This is a genomic window from Ammoniphilus sp. YIM 78166 (genome assembly GCF_004522215.1).
Lineage (GTDB): Bacteria > Bacillota > Bacilli > Aneurinibacillales > RAOX-1 > YIM-78166.
Genome location: NZ_SDLR01000002.1, coordinates 340,778 through 358,446 on the forward strand (window position 1 = coordinate 340,778; position 17,669 = coordinate 358,446).

Annotated in this window: 21 protein-coding genes and 1 other annotated feature; all 21 genes read left to right on the forward strand. The window is 44.6% G+C overall.

Annotated features, from left to right (window positions below; all coding sequences use genetic code 11):
• Nucleotides 1-130 precede the first annotated feature (130 nt).
• The 21 genes from EIZ58_RS07665 (at nt 131) to pheA (ending at nt 17,585) form a co-directional block, all read left to right on the forward strand.
• The gene (locus EIZ58_RS07665; RefSeq protein ID WP_134700019.1) at nt 131-367 is read left to right on the forward strand and encodes a DUF4321 domain-containing protein; all 237 of its coding nucleotides are present in this window, start codon (nt 131-133) and stop codon (nt 365-367) included.
• 20 nt (nt 368-387) lie between these two features.
• Entirely contained in the window at nt 388-984 is a 597-nt protein-coding gene (locus tag EIZ58_RS07670; protein WP_134700020.1) for a Maf family protein, read from the forward strand.
• Between the two features lie 55 nt (nt 985-1,039).
• Complete coding sequence (gene radC / locus EIZ58_RS07675) at nt 1,040-1,723, forward strand: RadC family protein (RefSeq protein ID WP_134700021.1); 684 nt, start codon at nt 1,040-1,042, stop codon at nt 1,721-1,723.
• A gap of 120 nt (nt 1,724-1,843) precedes the next feature.
• Nucleotides 1,844-2,884: a rod shape-determining protein gene (locus EIZ58_RS07680; protein WP_134700022.1), complete on the forward strand. Its 1,041-nt coding sequence runs from the start codon at nt 1,844-1,846 to the stop codon at nt 2,882-2,884.
• 18 nt (nt 2,885-2,902) lie between these two features.
• Complete coding sequence (gene mreC / locus EIZ58_RS07685) at nt 2,903-3,847, forward strand: rod shape-determining protein MreC (RefSeq protein WP_134700023.1); 945 nt, start codon at nt 2,903-2,905, stop codon at nt 3,845-3,847.
• Nucleotides 3,844-4,362, forward strand: coding sequence for a rod shape-determining protein MreD (mreD, locus tag EIZ58_RS07690; protein ID WP_134700024.1), 519 nt, complete (start codon nt 3,844-3,846; stop codon nt 4,360-4,362). The genes mreC and mreD overlap by 4 nt, the downstream gene beginning before the upstream one ends.
• A 100-nt stretch (nt 4,363-4,462) precedes the next feature.
• Nucleotides 4,463-5,131, forward strand: a complete 669-nt coding sequence (gene minC, locus EIZ58_RS07695) for a septum site-determining protein MinC (RefSeq protein WP_134700025.1) — start codon at nt 4,463-4,465, stop codon at nt 5,129-5,131.
• A gap of 21 nt (nt 5,132-5,152) precedes the next feature.
• Nucleotides 5,153-5,950, forward strand: coding sequence for a septum site-determining protein MinD (gene minD, locus EIZ58_RS07700; RefSeq protein ID WP_134700026.1), 798 nt, complete (start codon nt 5,153-5,155; stop codon nt 5,948-5,950).
• A gap of 108 nt (nt 5,951-6,058) precedes the next feature.
• On the forward strand, nt 6,059-7,189 hold the full coding sequence (gene rodA / locus EIZ58_RS07705) for a rod shape-determining protein RodA (protein ID WP_134700027.1): 1,131 nt from the start codon (nt 6,059-6,061) through the stop codon (nt 7,187-7,189).
• Nucleotides 7,190-7,317: 128 nt separating this feature from the next.
• On the forward strand, nt 7,318-8,112 hold the full coding sequence (locus EIZ58_RS07710) for a M23 family metallopeptidase (RefSeq protein ID WP_134700028.1): 795 nt from the start codon (nt 7,318-7,320) through the stop codon (nt 8,110-8,112).
• A gap of 7 nt (nt 8,113-8,119) precedes the next feature.
• On the forward strand, nt 8,120-8,971 hold the full coding sequence (locus EIZ58_RS07715) for a M50 family metallopeptidase (protein ID WP_167577557.1): 852 nt from the start codon (nt 8,120-8,122) through the stop codon (nt 8,969-8,971).
• 41 nt (nt 8,972-9,012) lie between these two features.
• Nucleotides 9,013-10,701, forward strand: a complete 1,689-nt coding sequence (locus EIZ58_RS07720) for an Rne/Rng family ribonuclease (RefSeq protein ID WP_134700030.1) — start codon at nt 9,013-9,015, stop codon at nt 10,699-10,701.
• Between the two features lie 58 nt (nt 10,702-10,759).
• Nucleotides 10,760-10,834 (forward strand) — a sequence feature (ribosomal protein L21 leader region).
• A 17-nt stretch (nt 10,835-10,851) separates the two neighbouring features.
• On the forward strand, nt 10,852-11,163 hold the full coding sequence (rplU, locus tag EIZ58_RS07725; protein ID WP_134700031.1) for a 50S ribosomal protein L21: 312 nt from the start codon (nt 10,852-10,854) through the stop codon (nt 11,161-11,163).
• A gap of 3 nt (nt 11,164-11,166) precedes the next feature.
• On the forward strand, nt 11,167-11,514 hold the full coding sequence (locus tag EIZ58_RS07730; RefSeq protein WP_134700032.1) for a ribosomal-processing cysteine protease Prp: 348 nt from the start codon (nt 11,167-11,169) through the stop codon (nt 11,512-11,514).
• On the forward strand, nt 11,514-11,804 hold the full coding sequence (gene rpmA, locus EIZ58_RS07735; protein ID WP_134700033.1) for a 50S ribosomal protein L27: 291 nt from the start codon (nt 11,514-11,516) through the stop codon (nt 11,802-11,804). The genes EIZ58_RS07730 and rpmA overlap by 1 nt, the downstream gene beginning before the upstream one ends.
• Nucleotides 11,805-11,884: 80 nt before the next feature.
• Nucleotides 11,885-12,571 carry a Spo0B domain-containing protein gene (locus EIZ58_RS07740; RefSeq protein WP_134700034.1) on the forward strand — a complete coding sequence of 229 codons (687 nt, stop codon included), beginning with the start codon at nt 11,885-11,887 and terminating at the stop codon, nt 12,569-12,571.
• The gene (obgE, locus tag EIZ58_RS07745; RefSeq protein WP_134700035.1) at nt 12,571-13,857 is read left to right on the forward strand and encodes a GTPase ObgE; all 1,287 of its coding nucleotides are present in this window, start codon (nt 12,571-12,573) and stop codon (nt 13,855-13,857) included. Before EIZ58_RS07740 ends, obgE begins: the two co-directional genes overlap by 1 nt.
• 114 nt (nt 13,858-13,971) lie before the next feature.
• Nucleotides 13,972-14,418, forward strand: a complete 447-nt coding sequence (locus tag EIZ58_RS07750; protein ID WP_134700036.1) for an ACT domain-containing protein — start codon at nt 13,972-13,974, stop codon at nt 14,416-14,418.
• Nucleotides 14,419-14,452: 34 nt separating this feature from the next.
• The gene (locus tag EIZ58_RS07755; protein ID WP_134700037.1) at nt 14,453-15,757 is read left to right on the forward strand and encodes a homoserine dehydrogenase; all 1,305 of its coding nucleotides are present in this window, start codon (nt 14,453-14,455) and stop codon (nt 15,755-15,757) included.
• Nucleotides 15,758-15,761: 4 nt separating this feature from the next.
• Complete coding sequence (gene thrB, locus EIZ58_RS07760) at nt 15,762-16,682, forward strand: homoserine kinase (protein ID WP_134700038.1); 921 nt, start codon at nt 15,762-15,764, stop codon at nt 16,680-16,682.
• Between the two features lie 42 nt (nt 16,683-16,724).
• Nucleotides 16,725-17,585 (forward strand): prephenate dehydratase, encoded by an 861-nt coding sequence (pheA, locus tag EIZ58_RS07765; protein WP_134700039.1) that lies wholly within the window; start codon nt 16,725-16,727, stop codon nt 17,583-17,585.
• Nucleotides 17,586-17,669 lie beyond the last annotated feature (84 nt).

Consider the following 17,669-nt stretch of genomic DNA (forward strand, 5'->3'; position numbering starts at 1 on the left):
GTGTTTTTAAGTTAATAGCATGGCAGCTTAGGTGTTTTCAAGTTGAAGAACTTCTTGTTGAACCAAGGGGCTTCTGCTAAACTGATGGTGATATTTTGAAAGGGTAAATTTACCTGTAGGGGAGAAACGGATGAAGGATACCATCGTACTGATTATCGTTCTACTAGCGGGACTTATTTTCGGCAGCATATTGGGCAAGATATTGGGACAGTATATTCCATTTTTGGAAACATCAGAACAAATCACGTGGAATCCCAAAGGGGACTTTGTCATCATAAAGTACGATTTACTCGTACAGGTGAAACTTAATTTAAGTGCAATTATGGGGTTAGTAGGCTCATTTTGGCTCTATAAAAAGATTAAATAGTGTATGGGAGGCTTGAATATATGGAAGAGAAAACAAAGAAAGGCATTATCCTAGCCTCATCTTCGCCTAGGCGACAGGAAATGCTGCGAAACCTAGGCTTGATTTTTACCATTCATCCCAGTGGGGCTGACGAAACGGTAGACGACGGACTGAAACCAGCAGCGATTGTCGAATTATTATCGGAGCGTAAAGCGGCAGATGTTGCTTCGCAATATAAGGAAGGGCTTGTCATCGGATCAGACACCATTGTGGTGTTAGAGGGGAAAGTATTGGGAAAACCTAAAGATGAACAGGAGGCTTTTTCCATGTTATCCTCCTTGCAAGGGAAATCTCATTCCGTTTTTAGTGGCTTAGCCATCATTGATGCAGGAACGGGAAAACGGAAGACGGGATATGTAGAGACTAAGGTTACAATGAGGGAGGTTACTTCGGCGGAGATACGACAGTATATTGCCACAGGAGAACCTATGGATAAAGCTGGAGCCTATGCGATTCAAGGTTTAGGGTCCATTTTTATTGAAGGGATTGTGGGAGATTATTTTTCTGTCGTAGGCTTGCCTATCCGACTCATGGCGGATTACCTAGGGGAATTTGGCGTATCGATCCTGACGAAATAAAACTTGACATAATATAAAGAACCGGAAATACATTGAAGGTGAGGGGACGTTTATTATGGGGGAAAAATGGCCTTCCAATCTTCCTTTGGCCGAGCTACCTAGAGAGAGAATGATCGACAAAGGGATTGATGCTTTATCTAATGCTGAGCTTATAGCCATCTTGTTGCGCACAGGCTCTACAGGAGAACCTGTTATCCAGCTTGCCCACCGTGTATTAGGACATGTTGGGGGATTGAGACAGTTTTTAGATGCTTCATTGGAAGAATTGGTTAAAGTAAGAGGAATAGGTACAGCAAAGGCTATTCAGCTATTGGCAGGCATTGAACTAGGCCGAAGAGTAGCGAAGACGAAACCAGAAGAGCGAGGAGTCATCCGCTCTCCGGAGGATGTAAGCAACCTTTTAATGGAGGACTTACGTTATCTCACGCAGGAACATTTTGTCTGTCTTTTCCTTAATACCAAAAACCAAGTCATTGCCCAGACAACCGTCTTTATAGGAAGCTTGAACTCATCGATTGTACATCCGCGTGAAGTATTCAAAGAAGCCATCCGCAAGAGCAGTGCTTCCGTCATTTGTCTCCATAATCACCCAAGCGGAGATCCCACGCCTAGCAAAGAGGATATTGAAGTAACTAAACGTCTCATTCAAGCTGGTCAAATTATTGGCATTGATGTTTTAGATCATGTAATCATCGGGGATGGGCGTTATGTTAGCTTAAAGGAAAAGGGATTGATTTGAAAAGTAAGAGAAAAAGCTTTATAATTAAATGTCAGTGTTTTTTAACACCATTTACATAATAATGCAGGATAACTTCATGAAATAGATGTAGATGTAGAGATAATGGAAGGAGATAATGAGATGTTTGGTGGTTTTTCTCGGGACATGGGTATCGATCTAGGTACGGCCAATACGCTCGTGTATGTTAAAGGGAAGGGGATTCTTGTTCGAGAGCCTTCAGTGGTAGCTATTCGTACGGATACCGGAACGATTGAAGCCGTAGGAAATGCAGCAAAAAGCATGATTGGTCGCACCCCTGGCAATATCGTTGCCGTTCGTCCTATGAAGGATGGGGTGATTGCTGATTTTGAGACCACGGCAACTATGCTTCGCTACTTTATCCGACAAGCACAAAAAAATCGCGGCATTCTCTCTCGCCGACCTAATGTCATGGTTTGTGTACCTTCTGGAATTACGGCCGTTGAGAAAAGAGCGGTTGAAGATGCAACCAAACAAGCCGGAGCTAGAGAGGCTTATACGATTGAAGAACCGTTTGCTGCAGCCATTGGCGCAGATTTACCGGTATGGGAACCGACGGGAAGCATGGTCGTAGATATCGGAGGAGGAACAACCGAGGTAGCGATCATTTCGCTTGGAGGCATTGTGACAAGTCGCTCCATTCGAGTAGCCGGCGACGAAATGGATGAGGCGATCATCCAGTATATCAAGAAAAAGTACAACCTTATGATTGGGGAACGGACATCTGAAACGCTAAAGATGGAAATAGGATCTGCGATGCCGTCCGAAGCAAATGAGAAAATGGATATCAGAGGACGTGACCTCATTTCTGGTTTACCAAAAACCATTGATGTGACCTCTCATGAGATTACGGATGCTCTACAAGAAACGGTCACTAGTATTATTGAAGCGGTCAAAGTGACCCTAGAGAAAAGTCCTCCGGAATTGGCAGCAGATATTATGGATCGAGGAATTGTGCTTACAGGGGGAGGAGCCCTGTTGCGAAATCTAGACAAGTTACTGAGTGATGAAACGGGAATGCCCGTACTAGTAGCGGAAAATGCGCTGGATTGTGTGGCGATTGGGACGGGAAGAGCGCTTGAGAATCTTCATCTCTTCAAGTCTAAGTCCGGCATTACCGCTCGATCAAAAAGGGGAAGATAGAAAAGCAGGTGTTAAAAGGTGTCTAACTTCTTTGTAAAGCGACGACTGTTGCTCTTATTGCTTAGCTTAATTTTACTTGTGACTACGATGGGAATTACATTAAAGGATAGGCCGCTGCCGACTTGGCCCGAGAGGTTCGTCCGTGATTCCTTGGCGTTTGCTCAATCTATAATCTATAAGCCCGCTTTTGCTGTAGCGGGCTTTTTTGAGAGTATTGGAGACATATATCAAGTCTATGAAGAAAATAAGGCATTAAAGCAGAACCTTCAGCAGTTTGCCCAAGTGACGGCAGACCTGAATGAATTAAAGCTTGAAAATCAGGAACTCAGAGCTATGCTGGAAGCGAAGGAGTCCAAGCTTTCGGATTATAAGCTTCGTATGGCAGAAGTGGTGGCGCGAAGCCCGGATCGTTGGAATCATACTCTTATCATTGATAAAGGATCAAAAGATGGAATGAGTCCCAATATGGCAGTGATCACCCCCGAAGGATACATTGGCAGAATTCAAAGTGTTTCTCACTTTTCTGCTCAAGTGGAGCTGGTGACAGACATCGAGAGGGGAAATCATATCGGTGCGATTATTCAAGGAAATGAGCGTATCTACGGAGTAGTCGAGGGATACGATCCGAAAAATAATCTTCTGGTTATGAGGAAAATACCGATGCAATCCGAAATTGAACCCAAACAGCTGGTCATTACATCAGGCTTAGGCGGAACCATCCCCAAGGGTTTAGTCTTAGGAGAAATTGTTTCGGTACGAACCGATGATCAGTTTTTAACCAAGGATGCCTACATTCGACCAAGCGCCAATCTGAATCGTTTAGAAAAAGTATTTGTGGTGGAAAGATCCTTTATTGCTCCAACAGACATCCCTGCCGCCCCGCTCCCTGGCATACGCGGGGCGAATCAGCAGCCTGGACTGGAAACCAGTGCATCTGATGACACGAGAGGGACCGGAGAATGAGATGGGGCGTTCTATTAGCCGGGTTATTAGGCATATTCATTGTTGAGGGAACGGTATTCCAGGTGTTCCAAGCTCAAGCCCATCTAGGTCAGTGGTTTGTGCTTCCGCGATTTGTCCTTGTCATTTTAATTTTCATTTCTCTTTATTTAGGGAGAAGAAGGGCATTTATCTTAGGGTTAGTGTTCGGTCTGTTTTTTGACATTCAATATTGTGATGTAATTGGCGTCTATGCTTTTACAATGGCTTTAGTACCTTATCTTTCGGCTTTAACCTATCAATACTTTCAGTTAAATGTACTTCTCATTATCATGACGGTTTTCCTGGGGGTCTGGGTTCACGAAACCGCAGTGTTTTTCTTGTTTGATTTATTCGGATTAACTGGGTATACCTATCATTGGCTGGATTACTTGCCGACAGCCGCATTTAATACCGCATTTGCCGTGCTTATTTATCGCCCACTAGATCAATGGCTAGAACAAATGGCAGACAGCAGACAAGATGAAGCGGACTTGTAGAGTGTAATTTTGACCGTAGAGTGATTACGGTCATTTTTATTTTAAGCAGCAGGAAAAAAAGGACTCCACATCGAATGCTATAGCGTGGGGGGAATACGGCATGACGCTGACTAAAAACATCGTAACCATCAAGGGAACTAAGGATGGCCTAACTTTTTTGTTAGATGACACTTGTTCCTTACAAGAGTTATTCACTCAATTACAAGAAAAGATTCAACATAGCCAACACCAAATAACATCGGGTCCCCCAATAGAGATCACAATTAAGCTTGGCAATAGGTACCTTAATGAAGAGCAGACTAATGAATTGCGTGGCATAATTAAGGAGAAGAGCAACCTAGTCATTAAGAGTATTGACTCTTTACTCGTGACAAAGGAACAAGCGCTCATAGATAAGCTAGCTTCCATGGTAAGAGTCGAGACCCGAACCATTCGCTCTGGCCAGGAGTTAAGGCATAACGGTGACCTCTTACTATTAGGCGATATTAATCCAGGTGGAATTGTATATTCTACGGGGAGTATTTTTGTCATGGGTGCCATTCGTGGTTTGGCTCATGCAGGCTGTGACGGAGACGAGAATGCGATTATTGCAGCTTCATTATTGCGACCTACCCAGCTTAGGATAGCCGAAGTCATCAGTCGGCCATCTGATGAGTGGATGGATGGCAACAACGAGATGGAGTTTGCTTATCTTGAGGATGGGCAGATGTCCATTGATAAACTAAACCAATTACATAAAGTTCGATTCAATTTTTGGAGCAATAGATAGAGCATCTCAGGGGGGATTGGCATGGGAGAAGCGATTGTGGTGACATCGGGAAAAGGTGGAGTAGGTAAGACGACTACATCCGCTAACATCGGAACGGCCTTGGCGACTAATGGCAAGAAGGTGTGCCTTGTAGATGCCGATATCGGCTTGCGTAATCTTGATGTCATGATGGGATTGGAAAATCGCATTATTTATGACCTGGTTGATGTGTTGGAAGGGCAGTGCAGGCTTCAGCAAGCCCTGATTAAAGATAAAAGATTCGATCACTTATTTTTGCTTCCAGCCAAACAGACCAAGGATAAAAATGCGGTTACGCCCGAGCAAATGGAAGTGCTGATTAAAGAGCTGAAGCAGGATTTTGATTATGTGATTATAGATTGTCCGGCTGGGATTGAGCAAGGATTTAAAAATGCGGTGGCAGGTGCAGATAAAGCGATCGTAGTAACGATACCCGAGCCTACAGCTGTTCGAGATGCAGACAGGGTCATTGGCTTATTAGAAAGGGAGAAAACAGGATCTCCGAAGCTGATTATTAATCGTATTCGCTACGGGTTAATGAAGCAAGGAGATATGCTTGACGTGGATGATGTTATCCAGCAATTAGGGATTGAGATACTAGGCATCGTTCCAGATGACGAAAAAGTGATTAAAGCTTCAAAAGATGGAGAGCCCATCGTGATGAATCATGAAGCCAAGGCAGCATTGGCATACCGTAATATTGCACGCCGCATACTGGGAGAGCAAGTTCCGCTGTTGAGCTTGGAGGAGGACCAAGGCGGGTTTATGAAGAAGGTACGAAAGCTGTTTGGCATGAAGTAGCAGGGACTCAATTAATGGTTCCTGCTTTTTCCTTGTCCAAGCGGTGGAAAGACTGGTTTTCTTTCTTGGGCGCCTGGGGTTATAATAACCTAATGGAGGGCAATAGAAATGGATTTTGAAGTAAAATATCTAAAATCAGTTGATTGGCTGATCATCCTCATTCTTGTGGGTTTTGGCATTTTCAGCTACTTAGGCATATCGGGTGCCTCACCGCATCTCAGTTTGGAAGGCAAACAGGTTGTCTGGTATATTATTGGGTTTGTCTTTTTAGCTTTTATTTTATTGTTTGATTATAATTTGATCGGGAATCTTAGCTACGTGTTTTATATCATTGGGTTAGCCCTTCTTGTAGGGGTATTGTTTACCCCGCCGATTAATAACGCTACGAGCTGGTATAATCTCGGTTTTTTCTCGTTTCAGCCGGCAGAGCTGATGAAGATCATTACGATTATGACACTTGCGAAATACTTGTCTAAGCGCTCGGAGCAGGAAGAACCCTTCAGCAAGATTTATGAGCTGATTCCTATCTTTGCTATTATTGGGGTACCCATGCTGCTCATCTTAATACAGCCCGATTTGGGTAATGCTGTTGTGTTTACCGGTATTCTCATGAGCATGATGATTGTAGGTGGAGTCAAGGGCAAGCATTTTCTTTTATTTGGGACATTGGTTGCCAGTTTTTTCGGCTTGATGATTTATCTTTATCAACTTAAGCAAGAGATTTTTTTTAAATTAATCAAACCCTATCAGTGGAATCGTATTGTATATTGGCTCAACCCTGAGCTTGATCCTGTAGGGCAAGGGTTTCAGCTTAAGCAATCGCTTATCGCCATCGGTTCAGGTCAGCTGTTAGGGAAAGGAATCAATGCAGGCACGCAAGCCAAATTTGGCTGGGTTCCGGTTGGGGAAAGTGATTTTATCTTTACTGTTATTGCAGAGGAACTAGGTTTCCTGGGCGGCAGCTTACTAATTTTCTTGTTTTTCTTTTTAATCTACCGAATGGTTCGGATTGCCTTAGACGCGAAGGATGCTTACGGTTCTTATTTGGTTTCGGGCGTGATCGGTATGTTTGTGTTTCAGATTTTTGAGAATATCGGGATGACGATCCAGCTTATGCCGATTACCGGAATTACATTGCCATTTATTAGCTACGGAGGAAGCTCCCTTGTCACCAATTTTATCATTATTGGTCTGGTCCTGAATGTAGGTATGAGGAGAAAGAAACTGATGTTTGATTAAATCCTTGTTTATGAGAGGCTGTCCGTTAAGTCGAAAGATCGACTTGCAAAGGACAGCCTTGTTCTATCTCGTCCCTCTTATTCATAAACTGTTTTAGAGGACAAGTATGGGAAGGGTGGTTTGAAATCATGAGCCAGGATTCCATTAAGCGGCGTAGAGAAGAAAGACTAAAGATGTTAAGGGAGCAAATGAGGGAGGCAGGGGATACTCCTTATCAAATGGAAGCAGATAGGAGTGTTTCCCATTCCAATCGTTTGAATCGAAGAGAATTTGAATGGGATTCTGATGACACATGGGGAGTAAGGGAAGAGGCATCGGCACCCGTGAGTTCAAGATTCATGCTGAAGGCACTTATTTCTTTGTTTTTATTGAGCTTCACCTTTCTCCTTTATAAAACCAATATTCCTTATTCTTCTGCAGCTAAAGACTTTGTTGGACAAGTAATGACAAGGGAATATAATTTTCAAGGCATGATAGGGATGGTGGAGAAATATGCAGGAGGCCCTCCTTCTATTCTTCCTAGTTTTGGACAGCAAGCCAAAGGACAACCGCAACCGGTTTGGAATCAGGTTTCGCCTAAGAAGCTGCTTGCTCCTGTGACGGGAACGATCTCCGCCCCTTTTTTCTTAGACGGAAGAGGAATTCAGATAGAAGCTCCAGCAGGAAGTGAGGTTAAAGCGGTTGACCAAGGCTGGGTCATCTTTGTCGGGGAAAAAGAAGGGATTGGACAGACCATTATTGTCCAGCATGAAAACCAAATGCAAGCATGGTATGGCAGCCTAGATCAAATTGAAGTGACAGTGCAGGATTGGGTACAGCCAGGGCAGGCTATTGGAAAAAGCAAAGACGGAAGAACAGTTTACTTTTCCATGGAAATGAACGGGCACTATATAGACCCAACGAGCGTGATAACATTTGAATAATTGGCAGATGGCAAGGATTAAAGTGAAGGTTCATCCCTTATTCTGGGTCATATCGATTGCAGCTGCGATGACTGGACAATTTTTTGAGCTTCTCACCCTTTTTTCCATCGTGATCATGCACGAGCTAGGCCACGTATTTGCGGCACTAGCGGTAGGATGGAGAGTACAAAGCGTCGAGTTGCTTCCTTTTGGCGGGGTAGCTAAGGTTGATGAGTGGGGAACCACAAAGGCTAAAGATGAAATTATCGTAGCCTTGGCAGGACCTTTCATCAATGGGGTGATGATCCTGGTTGGAGTGCTGCTCCTTTGGCTCGGCGTTTGGGGCGAGGAGTGGACGCGCTTTTTTATAGAAGCGAATGCTTGGATCGCCTGTTTTAACCTTTTGCCCATTTGGCCTTTAGATGGGGGGAAAATTCTTCAGGCCCTTTTAAGTAAATGTCTGCCGTATTACCGAACCATCTATTTTTGTATTATATGGTCTTCCGTTTTAACCTTTGTCCTGCTTGCAATCTCGCTGCTTCTTCCATATCAATGGAATCTCATCGCGATTAGTTTATATCTACTTATAGAGAATCGAATTGCGTATAAACGAGCTCACTATCAATTTATCCGATTTTTATTGAAAAAAGAAAAGGAAAGGATAGGCTTGGGTACCCAAAAATCAAATACCTATCGATTGAACCCAAACGATCGGATTGGAGAGGTTGTAAAGCTTATGAAAAAAGAGTCCTACCATTGCTTCCATGTCTTAGATGGACGGCAGCAGGTAGTGGCTTCTCTGACGGAGGAAGCTATTCTACAAGCGTTCTTCAAAAAAAACCCTCAACGACCCATATCTGAACTGCTAACAATTGGCTAAAATAGAGAGGATACTATTCGTTTGAAGAGGGGTTTAAAACGTTGAAGCAAATTATAGTAAACTGCGCCCATTGGGAGACCCGCGTCGCCATCTTGGAAAATCGCAAGCTTGTGGAGTTGTTTGTGGAGCGGCCGGTTGAACAAAGGGTGGTTGGAAATATATATAAAGGAAAAGTCGCGAACGTGCTGCCGGGTATGCAGGCAGCCTTTGTCGATATCGGCATGGAGAAAAATGCCTTTCTCTACGTGGATGATTGCCTTCCGTCCGAATGGAAGGAGAATAAGGAAAAACCCAAACCTTCTATTCGGGAAGTACTAACGCAAGGACAGGAAATTATTGTTCAAGTAATCAAGGAGCCTCTAGGGACAAAGGGCGCAAGAATTACAACTCAGCTGAGCTTTCCAGGACGCTTTTTAGTCTACATGCCTACCGATCCGTACATCGGCCTCTCCCGGAAAATTTCGCAAGAAACGGAACGGGAAAGGCTGCGTTCGATTTTGGAATCTTTATGCACGGGACAAGAAGGCGTAATTGCTCGGACCGTAGCGGAAGGTGCAAGTAAAGAAGAGCTAGAAGCTGATTTTCTGTTTCTTCGCGGACTTGCGGAAAAAGCAAGCCTGTCTGCTAAGGAGAGTAAGCCGTTGCGGCTCATCCATCAAGATTTGGACCTAGTTTCCCGAATCACAAGAGATCTTCTTACAGAAGATGTGGATGAATTTATTATTGATAGTGTTCCGATGTACCATAAGGTCTTAGAGGACCTTCAGCATGCCATACCCACTTTAAAGCAAAAATTAAAGCTCTATAAAGATCGGACAAGCCTGTTTGATGCTTTTGAAATTGAAGGGGAGATTGAAAAAGCGCTAAGGCGAAAGGTCTGGTTAAAAAGCGGAGGGTATCTCATTATTGATCAAACGGAGGCGTTTACTTCGATTGATGTAAATACAGGAAAGTTCACAGGAACTCATCATCTAGAAGAAACGGTGTATAAAACCAATCTGGAAGCCACCAAAGAAATTGCCCGCCAATTAAGATTGCGTGATATTGGGGGAATCATCCTTATCGACTTTATCGATATGAGAAAGCAAGACCATCGGGCTGCGGTATGGAGTGCTTTGCAGGAGCATTTGAAGCCGGATCGCACCAAATCTCATTTGCTTGGTTTTACTCAACTCGGGCTCTTGGAGATGACAAGAAAAAAAGTCCGGCAAAACTTATCTGATATTCTCACGCGCGCGTGCCCTTACTGTGAAGGAAGAGGTAAGATCCTGGCTATAGACACGGTTATAGCAGCGATAGAACGCTCTATAAGGGAATATGTACGGGCTGACCATGTGGAGTCCATTCTCTTAGAGCTACATCCGGTCATCGCTGAAAAGGTAAGAGGGAGCGAGAACGTGGAGCTGCAGCGCTTGGAGCAAGAGACGGGGTTAGAGATTTATATCAAAACCAATGAGCTAACCCATGAGCAGCATTTTCACTTTGCTTTTGTTGGCAGTCTGCAAGAAGTAAGGAGAAGGGCGTTGCCCGTGGAAGAAGGAGAGCACCTCCCTCTTCTGATTGGGCATCGACACCATCAGAACCATCAAAATGGTGTAGGTGTAATAGAGGATTATCGAATTGAGGTTGAAGGGGCTGGTGAGTTAGTCGGCCAAAAACAGCTGGTTAAAGTCGTGAAGGTAGCTCGACATGATGCGAAAGCCGTACTAGCTGGAAACCTTTTACCTTGACACTCAATCTTTGAATATGGTAATCTGTTTTTTGTTGATATCATGTTTGGCTCCTGTCATCATGCTACAACCGCTCGGAACAGGTTTTTCATAAGCCAATCTGGCACCTGGGATGGCGAGTCTTAGTATAACTATAGGGAGGTGCAAGGAATGTACGCAATTATCGAAACAGGTGGTAAGCAATATAAAGTTGAGCAAGGATCTGAGCTTTATATCGAGAAGCTTCCACAAGCTGATGGTGAAACTGTAACTTTTGACCGCGTATTGTTAGTAAGCAAGGATGGAAACGTAGTTGCTGGAAGTCCTACTGTAGCAGGTGCTTCTGTAACTGCTAAGGTTGACAGACACGGACGTGGACAGAAGATTATCGTCTTCAAATACAAAGCGAAGAAGAACTACCACAAGAAGCAAGGTCATCGCCAACCATACACCAAAGTCGTAATCGAAAGCATCAACGCTTAATTTATGATTAAGGTGCATGTCAAGCGACGGGCATCAGGAGACATCGAATCGTTCACCATTGATGGACATGCCGGTTTTGCGGACCCGGGACACGATATCGTTTGTGCCGCCGTATCTGGGATTTCCTTCGGGACGATTAATGCTATTGATATGCTACTTGGGGTGCAGCTTCCTGTCCAGCAGGGAGAGAGTGGTTTTCTCCGCTGTTCCGTCCCGGATAGAATTCCGGTGGGACAAGAGAAAGTTCAATTACTCCTGGATGGCATGGTGGCTTCGCTTCAGTCGGTTGCCATAGAGTACGGAAAGTTTGTTCGAATTCATGATCAAAAACCTACTAGGAGGTGGATGTAATGTTAAAGTTGAATCTTCAATTTTTCGCTTCTAAGAAAGGGGTAGGTTCTACTAAGAACGGTCGCGACAGTATCGCGAAGCGCCTTGGAGTGAAGCGTGGGGACGGTCAATTCGTAAAAGCTGGGAACATTCTTGTTCGTCAGCGCGGAACGAAGATCTACCCTGGACTAAACGTTGGAATTGGTGGAGACGACACTTTGTTTGCATTGTCTGACGGAGTTGTTCGTTTCAAGCGTCTAGGACGTGACCGCAAGCAAGTGGTTATCGAGCCTGTAGCTCAAGAAGCATAAGACCCCTTAGCAAAAACCCGACATTGGTCGGGTTTTTGTGTTATACTAAGCAAAAGCACTTGGAAGCATGTGGCAATCTAATGCAACAAAAGCTTCCACGTCTACTTGACATGGGGGTGTCTAAGTTGGCTCAATACGATAGTACAAAAAGTAAACTGCCACAACGACTCGAGGAAGAGGTAACCATTGACGAACAGCGTCATCATTTTCTGGAGAGCTTGCGCCTCCAACGCCATGACTGGCTGAATCATGTCCAAGTCATTATGGGCTATCTCAAATTGAAGCGATACGATCTGTGTGAAGAGTACATGCTTAAAGTAACAGAAATGACAAATAACGAAAGTCGAATTGCAGCCCTTGGTCATGATGGGCTGGAGGCTTTCTTATTAACATACCCTGCATTACATAAGGAAATGAAGCTAGAATTTCAAGTGCCTGAGCTCATTAATTTGACCGCTTTTGGGCATGATGAAAAGCAAAGGTTTTACTTTCTTGTAAGAGGCATTATTGAAACATACAGGGAGTTTTCCCAACCTAATGATGGACTTCCTAATTCGCTCGTCATCGAACTTCAAGCTTTGGACCATGCCCTATTCCTTGCTGTTGAGTATGAAGGACGATTACAGGAGGCGGCTTGCTTAGAAGCTCTCCGTGAGCTCGCAGGTCAGATGGGGAATGAGGAAGGCTTTTTCGTGGAAGGCTTACATAATGATCAAGAATCGATAATGGAATTTTATTTTCCTGTAAACCAAGAGGTGAAGGAATAGTGTTTGTAGATACCGCGAAGATTTATATTAAGGGCGGTGACGGAGGCAATGGAATGGTAGCCTTCCGCCGGGAGAAGTATGTGGATCAGGGGGGGCCTGCAGGAGGCGACGGCGGAAGAGGTGCCGATGTGGTCTTTGTTGTAGACGAAGGATTGAGAACCCTAGTCGACTTTAAGTACCAGCGCCATTTTAAGGCCCCTAAAGGAGAAAATGGAAGGACCAAGTCTCAGCATGGGGCTGGAGCAGAGGACATGGTCGTCAAGGTTCCACCGGGAACTGCGATCTATGATGATGATACGGATGAACTCATTGCCGATATGGTCTACCATGGGCAGACCGTTGTAGTGGCAAAAGGAGGAAGAGGCGGACGAGGGAATATTCGCTTCGCGACCTCCGTCAATTCTGCCCCTTCTATCGCGGAAAATGGAGAGCCTGGTCAAGAGCGCTATGTGCGCCTAGAGCTTAAAGTTCTCGCTGATGTAGGTCTAGTCGGGTACCCTAGTGTAGGGAAATCCACTCTGATTTCTATGGTGTCCGCGGCCAAGCCTAAGATCGCTGAATATCACTTTACGACCTTGACGCCTAACCTAGGTGTTGTGGACGCGGGAGAAGGCCGCAGCTTTGTGATGGCAGACTTGCCCGGGTTGATTGAGGGTGCTCATGAGGGAATAGGATTGGGGCATCAGTTTTTGCGCCATGTAGAGAGAACACGCCTCATCCTTCATGTTGTGGATATGGCTGGAATCGAAGGCCGAGATCCTTATGAGGATTACGTACAGATCAACGAAGAGCTGAAGCTTTATAACCAGAAGCTAGAGGATCGCCCCCAAATCGTTGCCGCCAATAAAATGGATATTCCTGAGGCCGAAGAAAATCTCAAGGCCTTCCGGGAAAAGGTTGGGGAAAACGTGGAGATTTTCCCAATCTCAGCAGCTACCAAGCAAGGAATCCAAGAGTTGATCTATGCTGTTGCTGATAAACTTGACCAGATCCCAGTTACGCCTGTGGTTGAAGAGCTTCAAGAAGAGGCCCAAGAACGCGTGGTATACAAGGCGGAGAAGGATCCTGAGAAGTTCTTTGTACGTCGGGATAACGAAACATTTATCGTAGAAGGCGACTATATTGTTCGTCTCATGAAGATGACCAATTTAAATTCTCATGACTCGGTTCAGCGATTTGCTCGCACCATGCGCTTAATGGGTGTGGATCAAGCTCTCAGAGAAAAGGGCGCGGAAAATGGGAGTACCGTTCGAATTGGTGACTTTGAATTTGAATTTGTGGAATAATAGAAGGGAGCCGTTGCTAATGAGCAATGGCTTTTTTTTTCTTCTTGTCAAAGGAAAAAGGATGCACTATAATGTCCACTATAGGAAAACAAATGTTTATTCATGGAGGACGTAATGAAGAATCGCGAGGAAAAATATTATTTGGTCCGTGAAGAGATCCTCCCAGAGGCCATATTGAAGACGGTGGAGGCTAAGCAGTTGCTGGAGTCAGGTGAGGCTGAGACCGTGCATATCGCCGTGGAGAAGGTCGGACTGAGTCGCAGTGCTTATTACAAATATAAGGACGGTATTTTTCCTTTTAATGCCATGATGCGTGAAATGATTATTACAATATCCCTTCAACTGGAGCATAGATCAGGTGTATTATCACGAGTATTGACCTTTGTAGCCGGAAAAGGAGGAAATGTTCTCACGATAAATCAGACTATTCCCTTACAAGGAATAGCGAATTTAGCGATGTCGATTGATACGGCCGTGCTAAATTTATCAACCACCGATTTTGTTGAAGAAATTCAGAAGCTAGATGGAGTTAGGAAGGCAACCATTGTAGGTAGAGGTTGAAAAAATAGATAGGTACATTGGAGGGTTAATAACAATGGATAAACAGATCGTAAAAGTTGGCTTGATGGGCTTAGGAACAGTGGGTACGGGTGTGGTAAGGATCCTTGAAGGACACAAGTTTGACTTAGTAAAGCAAACCGGGGTAGAGATCCAGGTGGGAAAAGTCCTGGTCAAGAATCCTGATAGACCGAGAAATATTGAGATCCCGGCAGAAGCGGTGACGACAGACCCTTATGACCTGCTGAGAGACCCAGAGATTGATATTATTATTGAGGTTATGGGTGGCATTGATCCAACCAAAGATTTTATTCTAGAAGCCTTGGAGCACGGGAAGCATGTGGTAACGGCAAATAAGGATTTGATGGCCTTGCATGGTGCTGAGATTCTAGCAAAGGCAGCAGAGAAAGGCTGCGATGTTTTTTATGAGGCCAGCGTAGCTGGGGGTATTCCTATTCTGAGAGCTCTTGTAGAAGGTTTTTCTTCCGATCGAATCATGAAAATGATGGGAATTGTGAATGGGACAACGAACTACATTCTGACCAAGATGAGTCAAGAAGGCGCTGCTTATGAAGAGGTGCTTAAAGAAGCTCAAGCGTTAGGCTATGCTGAAGCAGATCCAACTTCAGACGTAGAGGGCTTGGACGCAGCAAGAAAAATGGCGATCTTAAGTACTCTGGGCTTCCGTGTGGAATATAGCCTGGAAGATGTAGACGTAAGAGGAATCTCCAAAGTGACAGCAGAGGATATTGCTTATGGTAAAAAACTGGGCTATGAGATTAAGTTATTAGGGATCGCTAAACGAGATGAAGAGTGCATCGAGGTGAGTGTCCAGCCGACGATGATCCATCAGTCCCATCCGCTTGCCTCTGTGAATGGTGTATTCAACGCTGTTTATGTGTATGGAGAAGCAGTAGGAGAAACGATGTTCTACGGACGAGGAGCAGGAGAATTGCCAACCGCAACGGCAGTTACGTCTGATTTGGTGACTGTGGTCAAAAATATGAAACTGGGAGTCAATGGCCGCGGCATGGTAGCTCCATACAAAGAAAAGATTTTAAAGACACCTGAACAGATTGAATCCAAGTTCTTCCTTCGACTTGTAGTTTCCGACAAGCGTGGTGTGCTATCCGAAATTACCACGCTATTGGCTAATCACGATATCAGCATTGAGCAGATTATCCAGCAACCACGTCCGGATAAGGCTCAAGCAGAAATCATAATGATCACGCATATGGCATCTAAGAAAAACATGGACCAATTGCTAGAAGGATTCCAATCCGTTGAGTCTGTTCTTGAAGTGAAGAGCTTTTACCGTGTTGAAGGAAGGGAAGAGGTTTAAGACGATGAGATGGCGAGTTCAGGTTAGGGTTCCGGCAAGTACGGCAAATTTAGGCCCTGGTTTTGATACCATAGGTATGGCCTTTCAATTATATACTACGATTAGAATGAGGGTCGCAGACGAACCCCAGGTGATCTTGTACGGGGAAGAGCTCCAGGGCCTTCCTACGGATACAAGCAATTTAGTTTATCGGATGGCAGAGTTAATTTTTGCAAAAGCCAATATGGAGATGCCGGCTCTTTGCATCGAGATGAAAAGCGAGGTTCCTTTGACTCGGGGGCTAGGTAGCAGTGCAGCTGCTATTATTGGAGGACTGGTGGCAGCCAATTATCTTGCTGGCGATCCTTTTACCAAAGAAGAAATTTTCTTTATGGCTACGGAGTTAGAAGGTCACCCAGATAATGTAGGAGCATCTTTATTTGGCGGGATTGTCATAGCTGTGATGGAAAAGGAAAGGGTCCCTTATATTAAAGTGCTTCCTCAACCCGACTTAAAGGCCTTAGCTGTTATTCCGAATTTTATGCTTTCTACAGAAAAAGCTCGAGGCGTACTGCCGGAGGCCTACTCTAGAAAGGATGCAGTCCACAGCGTAAGTCATGCAAGCTTATTGGCTGCCGCTCTAGCCACTGGTCAATATGAGATGCTCGCAGATGCCATGAAGGATCGTCTGCATCAGCCGTATCGCATGGATTTGGTTCCGGGGATGGCAACGTTATTGGAAGAATCTCATCATTATGGAGCTCTTGGCACGGCTTTAAGTGGGGCTGGACCTACGGTCATCTCTCTGCTGAAGGGAGACGAAGAAAAGTTAACTCGCTTCTTTGTTGATACCCTCCTAGAGCATGGAATCACGGCTCAAACGATGAGTTTAACGCCCGACTGTGTAGGGGTTCAGATTTCTGAAGAGATTGACAACTCCTTTTAAAGCAGGTAGGATGGAACATAAAAAGATGAGGAGTCTTAAGAGATGGAGAGAAGAGTTGCTTTTCTAGGTCCACATGGCACATTTACGGAAGAAGCGGCTCGCTTTTTCTTTAAGGGTCAACAGGTTTCTTATGTCCCATGCCGCACCATACCAGATGTTCTCGATGCCGTCGATCAAGGGAAAACAGAGATTGCGGTGGTTCCGATTGAAAATTCAATTGAAGGTACTGTAAATTTAACGATGGACTGGTTGATTCATCATGTCGATATCCCCGTAAGAGGGGAGTTAGCTTATCCGATCTCACAGCATCTGATGGTAGCTAAGAATATGGACTATTCTGAGGTGAAGAAAGTGTTTTCTCATCCTCAGGCGGTGGCTCAATCTCGACTGTTTTTGCGCAAGTACTTACCAGATGTAGAGATTGAGTACATGACGAGCACAGCGGAAGCGGTGAAATGGATTTCCGAACATCCGCAAAAGCCATGGGCGGCCATTGGCAATCGATTATCACAGGAAATTTATCCTGTTCAATTTTTGCATGAATTCATTCAGGATCACGATAACAATTATACAAGATTCCTTGTCGTTAGCTCCTTAGCCCTCCAGTTTGCGGAGTGTGGAAAAGAAAAAACCACGATCCTGGTAACACTGCCTTCTGATTTTCCAGGAGCGCTATATCAGGTTCTTGCGGCTTTTGCCTGGAGAAAGATCAACTTGTCCCGAATTGAATCGAGACCGACAAAAACAGGGTTAGGGAACTATCATTTCATTATCGATATTGAACAGGAGATGGATGAGGTCTTGCTTCCTGGGGCGTTTGCGGAGATTGAGGCTCTAGGGTGCCAAGTCCGCCAAATGGGCTCTTATCCCTATTTTATTAAAGAACTTAAAGTAAAATCTTAACTTAGAAAGAGGCAGCTTGCCTCTTTTTTTTACTTTTTTATGAGCAATTTGCCTATTGCTGCATATGATGTATGGAACTTTGGA